The sequence below is a fragment of the Achromobacter spanius genome (assembly GCF_002812705.1).
Lineage (GTDB): Bacteria > Pseudomonadota > Gammaproteobacteria > Burkholderiales > Burkholderiaceae_B > Achromobacter > Achromobacter spanius.
This window is the reverse complement of sequence record NZ_CP025030.1, coordinates 1482303-1494695: the sequence shown is the minus strand read 5'-3', so window position 1 is coordinate 1494695 and position 12393 is coordinate 1482303. Positions and strand designations below refer to the sequence as shown.

The following is a 12393-nucleotide window of genomic DNA, read 5'->3' as shown; positions in this document are numbered from 1 at the left end:
CAAATCGCGGACTGCCTTGAACGCGGGGGGACTCGGCGCGCTATAGTAACAAGTTGGCCTTTGAATCCGCTTAAAAGAGCCTGATGGACACCCGATCGACGTGACAATACGCATACGGGGTGCTCGCACCCACAACCTCAAGAACGTTTCGCTGGACCTGCCGCGCCACAAACTGGTGGTCGTCACCGGCTTGTCCGGCTCTGGCAAATCTTCGCTGGCGTTCGATACGCTGTACGCGGAGGGCCAACGACGTTATGTGGAAAGCCTGTCCGCGTATGCCCGCCAATTCCTCCAGCTGATGGACAAGCCGGACGTCGACCTGATCGAAGGCCTGTCGCCCGCCATCTCCATCGAGCAGAAAGCCGCCGGCCACAACCCGCGCTCCACGGTCGGCACCATCACCGAGATCCACGACTACCTGCGTCTGCTGTATGCGCGGGTGGGCACCCCTTACTGTCCCGAGCACGGCCTGCCGCTACAGGCGCAGTCCGTCAGCCAGATGGTGGACGCGGTGCTGGGTTGGACGCCCGAAACGCGGCTGGCCGTGCTGGCGCCCATTGCGCGCGGCAAGAAAGGCAGCTTCGAGGACGAATGCGCCAGCCTGCAGGCGCAAGGCTATGTACGCCTGCGCGTGGACGGGCAGTTGGTGGAAATCGACGGCATGGCGCCGTTGAAGAAAACCGAAAAGCACGATATCGACGTCGTCATCGACCGGCTGCGCATCAAGCCGGAAAGCAAGCAGCGCCTGGCGGAGAGCTTCGAAACCGCGCTGCAACTGGCCGACGGACGCGCGCTGGCGCTGGACATGGACAGCGAGCACGAACAGGTGTTCTCCAGCCGCTACGCCTGCCCGGTATGCAGCCACAGCCTGCCCGAGCTGGAACCGCGCCTGTTCAGCTTCAACAACCCGATGGGCGCCTGCCCCAGTTGCGACGGCATCGGCCAGGTGGGCTTTTTCGACCCCAAGCGGGTCGTGGCGTTTCCTGAACTGAGCCTGGCCGCTGGAGCCATCCGTGGCTGGGACCGCCGCAACGCTTTCACGCACTCGCTGCTGGCCAGCCTGGCAGCCCATTACGAATTCGATATCGAAGCCCCGTTTGAAGAGCTACCCGAAGCCCTGCGCGACAAAGTCCTGTACGGGTCCGGCGAAGAAGAGATTTCGTTTCTCTACCTGAATGAAAAAGGCCGCAGCACGGTCAAGCGGCATACCTTCGAAGGCGTCATCCCGAACCTGGAACGCCGCTGGCGCGAAACGGATTCGGCGACGGTGCGCGAAGAACTGGGCAAGTACCGCAATATCAAGACCTGCCCCGACTGCGCGGGTTCGCGCCTGCGCCCCGAGGCCCGCAACGTGCTGATCGGCCACGATCCGCGCGGCGGCGAGCGCCACGGCCAGGCTATCTATGAAGTCGAGGCGATGCCGCTGTCGGGCTGCCTGGCCTGGTTCCGCGACCTGAGCCTGACCGGGGCCAAGCAGGAAATTGCACAGCGCATCGTGCGCGAGATCGAGGCGCGGCTCAGCTTTCTGAACAACGTCGGGTTGAATTACCTGTCGCTGGATCGCAGCGCCGACACCATCTCGGGCGGCGAGGCCCAGCGCATCCGCCTGGCCAGCCAGATCGGTTCGGGCCTGACGGGGGTGATGTATGTGCTGGATGAACCCTCTATCGGCCTGCATCAACGCGACAACGATCGGCTGATCGGCACCTTGCAGCACCTGCGAGACCTCGGCAACAGCGTCATCGTGGTCGAGCACGACGAAGACATGATCCGCATGGCGGACTGGGTGGTCGACATGGGCCCTGGCGCGGGCGAGCATGGCGGCGAAGTGGTGTCGCAGGGCGACCCGGAAACCGTGCAGCGCGATCCGAACTCCCTGACCGGCCAATACCTGAGCGGCGCGCGCGAGATCGCGATTCCCCCGCGCCGCCCGGTCAACGACGAACTGCCCTGGCTGACCCTGAGCGGCGCCAGCGGCAACAACCTGAAAGACGTCGAACTGCGCGTGCCCGCCGGCCGCCTGGTGTGCGTCACGGGCGTATCGGGTTCCGGCAAATCCACGCTGATCAACGACACGCTGGCGGTCGCCGTGTCGCGCCAACTGCATCACGCGCAAAGCGAGCCCGCCCCCTACGTGTCGATGCAGGGGCTGGAGAATTTCGACAAGATCATCAGCGTGGACCAAAGCCCCATCGGCCGCACGCCGCGCAGCAACCCCGCCACGTACACGGGCCTGTTCACGCCCATCCGCGAGCTTTTCGCGGGCGTGCCCGAGGCGCGCACACGCGGGTACGACCCCGGCCGATTCAGCTTCAACGTCAAGGGCGGGCGCTGCGAAGCCTGCCAGGGCGACGGCGTGGTCAAGGTGGAAATGCACTTTCTGCCCGACATGTACGTGCCCTGCGACGTGTGCCACGGCAAACGCTACAACCGCGAAACGCTGGAAATCCGCTACCGGGGCCGCAACATCAGCGAAGTGCTGGACCTGACGGTTGAGCAGGCGCTGGACTACTTTGAATCCGTGCCGGCCATCTCGCGCAAGCTGCACACGCTGATCGATGTTGGCCTGTCTTACATACGCCTGGGCCAAAGCGCGACCACGCTGTCGGGCGGTGAAGCGCAGCGCGTAAAGCTGTCGCTGGAACTCTCGCGCCGCAGCACCGGACGCACGCTGTACATCCTGGACGAACCCACCACCGGCCTGCATTTCCGCGATATTGAATTGCTGCTGCAAGTGCTGAACCAGTTGGTCGACAGCGGCAACACCGTGCTCATCATCGAACACAACCTGGACGTCATCAAAACGGCAGACTGGCTGATCGACATGGGCCCGGAAGGCGGCGATGGCGGCGGCTATGTGGTGGCGCAAGGCACGCCGGAAGATGTCGCGAACACGCAGGCCAGCCATACCGGGCAATACCTGGGCAAGCTGCTGCGGCGTAACGCAAGCAGGTAGAACGACTTATCAACACCCCGCAAGGAACCGCGCCATGTACACCCTGATCATCGGCAACAAGAATTACTCTTCGTGGTCCTTGCGGCCGTGGCTGGCGCTGCGTGCCACGGGCATCGCCTTCACCGAGCAAAAGCTCGGGTTTTTCACGGAAGAGTTTTCACGCAAGGTGGGTGCGGTGTCGCCCGCCGGGCTGGTGCCGGTCTTGCTGGACGGCGACTTCGCCGTGTGGGATTCGCTGGCCATTTGTGAATACGTGGCCGAGCAGCGCCCGGAAGCTGGGCTATGGCCGAAGGACGCAAAGGCCCGCGCCCGCGCGCGTTCATTGGTGGCGCAAATGCACAGCGGCTTTGGCGCCCTGCGCAATGCCCTGCCGATGAATATCGAAGCGCATCTGCCCGGCATCAAGCTGCCCGAGGCCGCGCAACAGGATATCTCGCGCCTGCAAGCCATCTGGCACGACACCCGCGCTGAATTCGGCCACGGCGGCCCTTTCCTGTTCGGTGCATTCTCGATTGCCGACGCATTCTTTGCGCCGGTGGTGTCGCGCTTCACCACCTACGGCATTGCCGCGGCGGGCGCCGTGCGCGACTACATGGACGCCGTCCTGGCGCTGCCGGCCATGCAGGATTGGATGCGCGATGCGCGCGCTGAAGCCACGTTCGTGCCGGAAGACGAACCCTATCGAAAGCACCGCTAAGCGGGCATGGCGCGCGGCTGGCCAACCCCGGCCGCGTCAGCCCATTTCGAACAGGCGCTTGTGTTCGCGGATGGCGTAGCGGTCGGTCATGCCGGCGATGTAATCGGCAATGGCGCGCGCCTGCTCGTTGAATGCCGGACGCCGGTAGTCGGGCGGCAGCAGGCGCGGGTCATCAAGAAACGCCGCGAACAGTTCACGCACGATGCGGCGCGCCTTGGCCGTCATGCGCAGCACCTGGTAGTGCCGATACAGGTTGTCGAACAAGAACTTCTTCAAGGCATCGGCCTCGCGCCGGATGTCGTCCGAGAACCCCGCCAGCGGCGGTGAGCGGCGCACGTCGTCCACGCTGGCCGGCGCCGCGTCGCGGATACGGGCCAGCGAGGTTTGCGTCAAATCGCCGATCAGCGTGTTGATCATGCGGCGGATGGTCTCCGCTACCGCACGGCGCGGCGCCAGGCCCGGATAGCGGTCCAGCACATAGGCGTGATGCCGTTCGAAGATCGACACGTCCTGCAATTGCTCAAGCGTGATCAATCCAGAACGCAGGCCGTCGTCGATATCGTGGTTGTTGTAGGCGACCTCATCGGCCAGGTTGGCCAGTTGCGCTTCCAGCGACGGCTGCGTGCGGCTCAGAAAGCGTTCGCCCACGTCGCCCAACTGGCGCGCGTGCGCGGCCGAGCAATGCTTGAGGATGCCTTCGCGCGTTTCAAAGCACAGGTTCAGGCCGTTGAAGTCCGCATAGCGCTCTTCAAGCTCGTCCACCACGCGCAGGCTTTGCAGGTTGTGCTCAAAACCGCCCGCTTCGGGCGCCAGTTCGCGCATGCAGGCGTTCAGCTCGTCCTGCCCCGCATGGCCGAAGGGCGTATGGCCCAGGTCGTGCGCCAGCGAGATGGCTTCGGTCAGGTCTTCCGACAACTTCAGGCTGCGGGCCAGCGTGCGCGCAATCTGCGCCACTTCCAGGCTATGCGTCAGGCGAGTGCGAAAGAGATCGCCTTCATGGTTGACGAAGACCTGCGTCTTGTATTCCAGCCGGCGAAACGCGCCGGAATGCACGATGCGGTCGCGGTCGCGCTGAAACTCGGTCCGGTTCTCGGGCGGCGCCTCTGCCGTTTTCCGACCTCGCGATTGAGACGGGTCGGATGCGTAAGAAGCCAGTTCATTCATCTGCAACACCGTCTCCAATCGCGGTTACTGGGTGGTTCGGGACAAGACGGCGCGCACCGCGTCGTCGGGGGCCGCGCGCATGAAGGCTTCGCCGATGCGCGGCATGAGCACGTAGCGGATGGACCCGCCTTCTGTTTTCTTGTCGACCTGCATCAGGTCCAGCCAGCGGTCCGCGCCCAGGTCAGGCGCCACGACCGGGCAGCCGATGGCGGCCACCAGCGCGCGCACGCGCTCGACGTCGGCGCGGTCAAAGCCCGCCACGTCGGCAGACAATTCCGCCGCCTGCACCATGCCGCAACCGACGGCCTCGCCGTGCAGCCAGGCGCCATAGCCCAAGCCGGACTCAATGGCGTGGCCAAAGGTGTGGCCCAGGTTCAGGATGGCGCGCAAGCCGGATTCACGCTCGTCCTTGCCCACCACCTGCGCCTTCAATTCGCAAGAACGGCGGATGGCATGGGCGACGGCCTGCGGGTCCAGCGCGCGCAGCTTCGCGGCGTTGTCTTCGCACCAGGTCCAGAAATCCGGGTCCAGGATCAAGCCGTACTTGATGACTTCGGCCAGCCCCGCCGACACTTCCCGCGCGGGCAGGGTGTTCAGCACATCGGTGTCGATCTCGACCGCCACCGGTTGGTAGAACGCCCCGATCATGTTCTTGCCCAGCGGATGGTTGACGGCGGTCTTGCCGCCCACCGACGAGTCCACCTGGGCCAGCAGGGTGGTGGGCACCTGCAGAAAGCGCACGCCGCGCATGTAGACGGCGGCGGCAAAGCCCGTCATGTCACCGATGACGCCGCCGCCCAGCGCCACCAGGACGCAACGGCGATCCAGGCGGTGGGTCAGCAAGGCGTCGAAGATCAGGTTCAGCGACTGCCAGTCTTTGTAGGCTTCGCCGTCCGGCAGCTCGATGCGCAACACCCGCTTGCCGGTGCGCGCCAGCGCCGCCTCGGCGCGTTCGCCGTAGAGCGCCGCCACGGTGGGGTTGGTCACGACCGCAATCGCGGTGGCGTCGGCGGGAATGCATTGGTCCAGGGCATCGATGCGGCCGGGGCCGATATGGATCGGATAGCTTCCGCCCGGGGTGTCGACGTCAACAACGTTCATATGCGCTTCTCAAAGGCTTGTAATTGCGGCAGCAGCGCCTTGACCAGGGTGTGGATGGGCGTCGCGCCCGTTTCCACGACCAGGTCGGCGACTTCTTTATAGAGAGGTTCCCGCAGGGTCATCAGGTCCCGCAGGGTGCCGCGGGGGTCCGCCGTGGCCAGCAAGGGCCGGTTGCGGTCGCGGCAGGTCCGGCGAAACAATTCGTCCACGCTGGCCCTTAAATAGATGACAATTCCGCGCTCGTGCAGCCGCTGGCGATTTTCGGCCGCCAGGATCGCGCCGCCGCCGGTGGCAAGAATTATGTTGCGCCGTTGGGTACACTCCTCCAAGGCGGCGGACTCTCGGCGACGAAAACCGGCTTCGCCCTCGATTTCGAAGATAACCGGCACCCGAACGCCGCAACGCGCCTCGAGCTCATGATCCAGATCCATAAACTCGCGCCCCAACGCACGCGCCAGACTACGGCCTATGGTGGTCTTGCCCGCGCCCATCATCCCGACCAGGAAGACGGGCAAATCGTGCGGCAACGGCACAGCCTTGCCTGTGCATTCGACGGCGCACGGCACGTTTTCAGGCGCCTCGCCAGTGGGCGCTGGGTCCGGGTCAGCTTCCGGACATGAGTGAGCGGAAAAGTTCATGTCGGCATTATCACATCTGCCGCCAGTTGTCCGCGCACCACACAGAACAATCTTGTTACAGAAACCGATCCCCCTCGCTGAGATGGGGCCGGAGTTACCCGTAAAATCGCCGCGATGAGCAAGCCCCAGAATTCCTCCAAGAAAGACAAGCCCGCCAAGAGCGGCTCCCCGATCCTGCGATTCTTCGTAAAAACCGGCATCTTCTGTGTCGGCCTGTTCCTGTGCGGCGTATTGCTGGCCGGAATGGCGCTGGCGCTGGCCTGGCCCAACCTGCCAAACCTGAACGCCATGACGGACTACCGCCCCCGGGTGCCGCTGCGCGTCTACACGGCGGACCGCGTCCTGATCGGTGAGTTCGGCGAAGAACGCCGCAACGTGCTGCGCTTCAATGAAATTCCCGACGTCATGAAGTCGGCGGTGCTGGCGGCCGAGGACGACCGCTTCTACCAGCACGGCGGGATCGACTGGATGGGCGTGGTGCGGGCCGGCCTGACCAACGTGATCAACATGTCGAAGACGCAGGGCGCCAGCACGATCACGATGCAGGTGGCGCGTAACTTCTACCTGTCGTCGGAAAAGACCTATTCGCGCAAGTTCTACGAACTGCTGCTGACGTTCAAGATTGAATCCGAGCTCACCAAGGACCAGATCCTTGAGCTCTATATGAACCAGATCTACCTGGGCCACCGCGCCTACGGCTTCGCGGCCGCCTCGCGCGCCTACTTCGGCAAGCCGCTGTCGGAAGTCACGCCGGCCGAAGCCGCCATGCTGGCCGGCATTCCGAAGGCGCCCTCGCGCTTCAACCCGATTTCGAACCGCCCCCGCGCCGAACTGCGCCAACGCTACGTGCTGGGCCGCATGCTGTCGCTGGGCTACCTGACCGAACCCGAATACAAGCAGGCGATGGCGCAGCCCATCGTCATGAAATCGGCGGAAGGCACGCCGGCCGGCGGTTATGCCATCCACGGCGAATACGTGGCCGAACTCGCGCGCCAACTGCTCTACAACGTCTACCAAGACAACGTCTACTCGCGCGGCATCAACATCTACACCACGGTGCAGTCCAAGGACCAGGAAGCGGCCTATCGCGCCGTGCGGGAAGGCGTGCTGGAATACACCCGCCGCGCGCCCTACCCCGGCCCCGAAGAACAACTGGACCTGCCGCCGGGCACCGAAAGCAACCCGGCCGCGCTGGACGAATTCCTGGACGGCGTGTTCGACAAGTTCAGCGACAGCGGCGATCTGCTCACCGCCCTGGTGCTGTCGGCCAGCCCCACCGAAGTGAAGCTGGCGCGCAGCTCGCGTGAAATCATCACCATCACGGACAAAAAAGTGTTGGCCGTGGTGGCGCGCGCGCTGAACGACAAGGCCAAGCCCGACCAGCGCATCAAGCGTGGGTCGGTGGTCTACATCCGCAAGTTCGGCGACCACTGGGAAATCATCAACCTGCCGTCGGTGCAGGCGGCGTTCGTGGCCCTGACCCCGCAAGACGGCGCCATCCGCGCCTTGGTGGGTGGCTTCGATTTTTATCGCGGCAACTTCAACCGCGTGACGCAAGCCTGGCGCCAGCCGGGTTCGAACATCAAGCCCTTCATCTACGCCGCCTCGCTTGAGCGCGGCCTGACCCCGGCCACGCAGATTTCCGACCAGCCGTTTGAACTGACCGCGGCGCAAACCGGCTCCAAGGCCTGGAATCCCAAGAACTACGGCAACCAGTACGAGCCCATGCTGACCTTGCGCCAGGGCCTGTACAAGTCGAAGAACATGGTGTCGATCCGCATCCTGCAGGCCATCGGCCCGCAGTACGCGCAAGACTATCTGACCCGTTTCGGCTTCGACAAGGCCCGTCAGCCGCCCGTGCTGCCGCTGGCGCTCGGTGCGGGCTCCGTGACGCCGCTGCAACTGGCCGGCGCGTTCTCGGTATTCGCCAACGGCGGTTACCGCGTCACGCCCTACCTGATCGACCGCGTCACCGACAGCAGCGGCAAGGTCATCATGCAGTCCCGGCCCGTTGTGGCCGGCGACGCGGCGGCCCGCGCCATCGACCCGCGCACCGCCTGGGTCATGGACGACATCCTGCGCGGCGTGGCCACCTACGGCACCGCGGCCCGCGCCCGGGTGCTGCTCAAGCGCAACGACATCGCCGGCAAGACGGGCACGACCAACGAATCCGTGGACGCCTGGTTCTCGGGCTACACGCCGAACCTGGTGGCGACGTCGTGGCTGGGCTTTGACCAGCCGAAGTCGCTGGGCTCGCGTGAAACGGGCGGCGGCGTCGCCATGCCGATCTGGGTCGATTACATGCAGGACGTCCTGAAGGGCGTGCCGGAAGAAAAGCCGCGCCCCCGTCCCGACGGTCTGATCGTGGAAAACGGCGAGTACTACTTCTCGGAATTCCCCCCCGGCCAAGCCGTCGCCCGCCTGGGGCTGGCCGAGGCCGATACGCTGGGTGAATTCCTGAACGGTCTGGGCAGCGGCAGCAGCAACCCGGACACGCAGATCAAGGTTGCACCGGGCGTGGGCACGCAAAACACCGCGCCCTGGTCGCAGAAGATCCCGTTCTGACGCAAAAAGGCCGGCCTGGATAGGCCGGCCTTTTTACTTGCCGAGTACGTGAGCCTTATAGTTTCAGCGTCACGGGCACGCCGGCCGCGGCCGAGCAGATCTGGGACAAGGCGTCCGGCAGTTGCGGGCCGCCCCGGGTGTCGTGCCAGTGTTGGCCGTCGTAGCGGTAGTGGAAGCCGCCACTGCGCGCGGCCACCCAGAGCTCCTGCATGGCGGCCTGGCTGTTCACGACGACATGGGTGTTATCTTCGAAGACCATGGTCAGGACATTGCCGCTGCGGCTGGTTTCCACATCGACGTCGAGCGAAGCCGCCCAGTCATCGGCCTGGCTTTCGATGCTGTCCAGCACCTGGTCGATCAACGCAAGAAATTCGGTTTCGGTCATAATCGAGCCTGCAAGAATTACGGAGTTCCCAGTGTTCCAATTGGCATTCAGCCGCATGGCTCTTCGCATTGTAGCCACGCTTGTGGCCTCCGGCATGGTGGCGGCTTGCGGGTACAAGGGGCCTTTATATATGCCGACGCCTGACGGCAAGCCGCCGTCGAGCTCGCAGCCCGCGCCGCAAATTCCCCCGGTCCCCTCAGTTCCATGACGTCAGCCTATCCCTTGCCGCCCGAGCTGGCCGGCCATCCCTATTTCCAGTACCGCAACAACGTACTGTACGCCGAGGATGTGCCGCTGGACCATCTGGCGCATGGGCTAGGCACCCCGCTGTACGTCTATTCCCGCGCGGCCCTCAAGGCAGCCTGGGAAACCTACCATAGCGCAATCGGGCAACGCCCCGTGCTGGTCTGCTACGGCATGAAGGCCAATTCCAACCTGGCGGTACTGAAAGAATTCGTGCGGCTGGGCGCGGGCTTTGACATCGTGTCCGGCGGCGAGCTCAAGCGCGCGCTGGCGGTTGGCGCCGACCCGTCCAAGATCGTATTTTCCGGTGTGGGCAAGCAAGCCTGGGAAATGCGCGACGCGCTGGCGGCCAAGGTGAAGTGCTTCAACGTCGAGTCCGAAGCCGAGCTGCACCGCTTGTCCGACGTTGCCGAAGCGCTTGGCGTGCGCGCCCCGGTGTCGCTGCGCGTGAACCCCGACGTGGACGCGCAGACGCACCCCTATATCTCCACCGGCCTGAAAGAAAACAAGTTCGGCATCGCCATCGAGTCGGCGCTGGACGTCTATCGCGTGGCGCGGTCCTTGCCCGGCCTGGACATCGTGGGCGTCGATTGCCATATCGGCTCGCAACTGACCGACATCAGTCCCTATTTCGATGCGCTGGAAAAATTGCTGGACCTGATCGACGCCTTGGATCAGGACGGCATCCGCATCGCCCATCTGGACCTGGGCGGCGGCCTGGGCATCCGCTATACGGATGAAACGCCCCCGTCGCCCAAGGCGCTGCTGGACCGCGTGTTTGAACGCTTGAACGAGCGCGGCCACGGGCATCTGCACCTGGTGCTGGAGCCGGGCCGTTCGCTCGTCGGCAACGCAGGCGTGCTGCTGACCACCGTGCAATATCTGAAGCACGCCGAGGCCCGCAACTTCGCCATTGTCGACGCCGCCATGAACGACCTGCTCCGACCCGCGCTGTACGAGGCCTACCACGGCGTGCAAGCGTTGCGCCCGCGCGCCGGCGATCAAGTGGAGTACGACATCGTCGGCCCGGTTTGCGAAAGCGCCGACTGGCTGGCCAGGCGGCGCAAGCTGGCGATCAAGCAGGGCGATGTGCTGGCGGTGGAATCCGCGGGCGCCTACAGCATGACGATGGCCAGCAACTACAACACGCGCGCCCGCGCCGCCGAAGTCATGGTCGACGGCGACCACTACCACGTGGTGCGCCAGCGCGAGACGCTGGACGATCTGCTCAAGGGCGAGTCCACGCTGCCCTGAACCAGCGCCCGCTGTTCACCCCTTCACTTGAACTCGTGCGAGATCGAGGCAGGCTTGCCCGCCGCAACGGTCAATGTCATGCGGTGCTCGCCCGCCGACGCGTTGCGCACCGTCACCTGGTAGCGGCCCGGCGACAGAGACAACTCCCGCAAGGGCGGGCTCACGCCGCGTGACCGGCCATTGATCAGCACTTCTCCCCAAGGCCGCACGGCCACGCGCACCGCGACAGGCGCTGCCTTGGGCACTGCTTGGGGTGCTGCATCAGGTAGGGTTTCGGGCGGCGCAGGCGCAGGCGTAGGCGGGGACGCAGACGTAGACTGGGGCGCAGGTTCAGGCTCGACCGCGGGTGGCGCTTGCGCGGCGGGAGCGGGTTCAGGAGGCTGCGGCTCCAGGATCGGAGCGGGAGCGGGTGCTGATGCCTGCGACGTCTGTGCCGACGCTTGCGGCGTCTGTGCCGGAGCCTGCGGCGTAGCGGCCAGTTGAACAGGGGCACGCGTCATCTGCATCCAGGCAACCCCGCCTGCGACCAGCAGCAACAAGCACGCCAGGACCCACGGCAAGACACGCGGGCGGCGGCGAGGCGGATACTCCGGCGGCGTCTGTGCCACCGGATCGGCCTCGGCAAGCATCGGCGTCTCATCAACAGGCGGGGCTATCGTCGGCGGGACGGCAGGCAAGACCGTTGGCTCACGCAGGGGCAACGCCCCCATCGCAGCCGCGAACGCCGCCACCGTCTGCGGCCGTGCGTGCGCCGGCATCGCCAAACCGCTGTTCACCGCGTCGCAAAACGCCTTGCCGTACTCGTTCGCGCCCCATTCCTCCAGAGGCAGAAAATCATCACGCACGCGACGCGCCAGCGCGCTGGGCGGTGCGCTGCCCGTGGCCAGGAAGTATGCCAGCGCCGCCAGCCCGTACACGTCGGTCCACGGGCCACAGGGATACGCCGGATCATCCGTGTATTGCTCGAACGCCGCGTAGCCGGCATGCCGGGGCGCGTCCTCGGCATCTGGCGCAGGCTGCACCGGTGGCGTAGCCAGCATGGCTTGGCCCGCTGCGTCGAGGCCGCCGCTGTTCAGGGCGACCCCGTCTGAGGCGACCCCGTCTGAGGCGACCCCGTCTATCGCGACCCCGTCTATCGCGCCCCCGCCTGAGGCGCCCCCATCAAACCCGACCGCCCCCGGATGAATACCCCCATGCACCCGGCCTTGCGCATGCAGCGGCGCCAGCGCCTCTGCCAGCCCGGCAACGATGCGCGTGATCTCGTCCTGGCGCTTGCGGCCCGGCGGCAAGCGGATCAGAGCATCCAGGCGCGGGTCGGCAGGCAAGGTGGGAATGCCGGCCCCGCCCGCGTCGGGCGGCATGGTGGAAGCGGGTGTCATGCGCGGTCCTC

General features: G+C 65.4%; 10 protein-coding genes. 5 read left to right on the top strand and 5 right to left on the bottom strand.

Annotation, left to right across the window (positions count from 1 at the left end; all coding sequences use genetic code 11):
• Positions 1–100 precede the first annotated feature (100 nt).
• Positions 101–2956, top strand: a complete 2856-nt coding sequence (gene uvrA, locus CVS48_RS06780) for an excinuclease ABC subunit UvrA (RefSeq protein WP_419191452.1) — start codon at positions 101–103, stop codon at positions 2954–2956.
• Between the two features lie 34 nt (positions 2957–2990).
• A complete protein-coding gene (locus CVS48_RS06775) occupies positions 2991–3653 on the top strand; it encodes a glutathione S-transferase family protein (protein WP_100853774.1) in 663 nt (220 codons plus the stop codon).
• A 36-nt stretch (positions 3654–3689) separates the two neighbouring features.
• Here CVS48_RS06775 and CVS48_RS06770 read toward each other — a convergent pair whose 3' ends face one another.
• From CVS48_RS06770 to CVS48_RS06760, 3 genes are read right to left on the bottom strand one after another with little or no spacing between them, the layout of a single operon-like run.
• Positions 3690–4817: a deoxyguanosinetriphosphate triphosphohydrolase gene (locus tag CVS48_RS06770; RefSeq protein WP_100857540.1), complete on the bottom strand. Its 1128-nt coding sequence runs from the start codon at positions 4815–4817 to the stop codon at positions 3690–3692.
• Between the two features lie 24 nt (positions 4818–4841).
• A complete protein-coding gene (gene aroB, locus CVS48_RS06765; RefSeq protein ID WP_100853773.1) occupies positions 4842–5918 on the bottom strand; it encodes a 3-dehydroquinate synthase in 1077 nt (358 codons plus the stop codon).
• Entirely contained in the window at positions 5915–6556 is a 642-nt protein-coding gene (locus CVS48_RS06760; RefSeq protein WP_100853772.1) for a shikimate kinase, read from the bottom strand. The genes aroB and CVS48_RS06760 overlap by 4 nt, the downstream gene beginning before the upstream one ends.
• Positions 6557–6670: 114 nt before the next feature.
• Between CVS48_RS06760 and CVS48_RS06755 the strand changes: the two genes are divergently transcribed.
• The gene (locus CVS48_RS06755; protein WP_100853771.1) at positions 6671–9121 is read left to right on the top strand and encodes a penicillin-binding protein 1A; all 2451 of its coding nucleotides are present in this window, start codon (positions 6671–6673) and stop codon (positions 9119–9121) included.
• Positions 9122–9176: 55 nt separating this feature from the next.
• Here the strand turns inward: CVS48_RS06755 and cyaY are convergent, their stop codons facing one another.
• Positions 9177–9506, bottom strand: coding sequence for an iron donor protein CyaY (gene cyaY, locus CVS48_RS06750; RefSeq protein ID WP_100853770.1), 330 nt, complete (start codon positions 9504–9506; stop codon positions 9177–9179).
• On the opposite strand from cyaY, the gene lptM reads away from it, so the two are divergent.
• Together lptM and lysA are read left to right on the top strand one after the other, a co-directional pair.
• Positions 9457–9714 carry an LPS translocon maturation chaperone LptM gene (lptM, locus tag CVS48_RS29840; RefSeq protein WP_341867007.1) on the top strand — a complete coding sequence of 86 codons (258 nt, stop codon included), beginning with the start codon at positions 9457–9459 and terminating at the stop codon, positions 9712–9714. The genes cyaY and lptM overlap by 50 nt on opposite strands.
• The gene (gene lysA, locus CVS48_RS06740) at positions 9711–11003 is read left to right on the top strand and encodes a diaminopimelate decarboxylase (protein ID WP_100853768.1); all 1293 of its coding nucleotides are present in this window, start codon (positions 9711–9713) and stop codon (positions 11001–11003) included. The genes lptM and lysA overlap by 4 nt, the downstream gene beginning before the upstream one ends.
• Positions 11004–11026: 23 nt before the next feature.
• On the opposite strand, the gene CVS48_RS06735 is transcribed toward lysA, so the two are convergent.
• Entirely contained in the window at positions 11027–12382 is a 1356-nt protein-coding gene (locus CVS48_RS06735; protein WP_100853767.1) for a serine/threonine-protein kinase, read from the bottom strand.
• Positions 12383–12393 lie beyond the last annotated feature (11 nt).

Excerpts from the sequence above, each read along its gene's own strand:
- CVS48_RS06770 (WP_100857540.1), bottom strand. The coding sequence starts at position 4,817 with ATGAATGAACTGGCTTCTTACGCATCCGACCCGTCTCAATCGCGAGGT.
- lptM (WP_341867007.1), top strand. The coding sequence starts at position 9,457 with ATGCTGTCCAGCACCTGGTCGATCAACGCAAGAAATTCGGTTTCGGTC.
- aroB (WP_100853773.1), bottom strand. The coding sequence starts at position 5,918 with ATGAACGTTGTTGACGTCGACACCCCGGGCGGAAGCTATCCGATCCAT.
- cyaY (WP_100853770.1), bottom strand. The coding sequence starts at position 9,506 with ATGACCGAAACCGAATTTCTTGCGTTGATCGACCAGGTGCTGGACAGC.
- CVS48_RS06760 (WP_100853772.1), bottom strand. The coding sequence starts at position 6,556 with ATGAACTTTTCCGCTCACTCATGTCCGGAAGCTGACCCGGACCCAGCG.
- lysA (WP_100853768.1), top strand. The coding sequence starts at position 9,711 with ATGACGTCAGCCTATCCCTTGCCGCCCGAGCTGGCCGGCCATCCCTAT.
- CVS48_RS06775 (WP_100853774.1), top strand. The coding sequence starts at position 2,991 with ATGTACACCCTGATCATCGGCAACAAGAATTACTCTTCGTGGTCCTTG.
- CVS48_RS06735 (WP_100853767.1), bottom strand. The coding sequence starts at position 12,382 with ATGACACCCGCTTCCACCATGCCGCCCGACGCGGGCGGGGCCGGCATT.
- CVS48_RS06755 (WP_100853771.1), top strand. The coding sequence starts at position 6,671 with ATGAGCAAGCCCCAGAATTCCTCCAAGAAAGACAAGCCCGCCAAGAGC.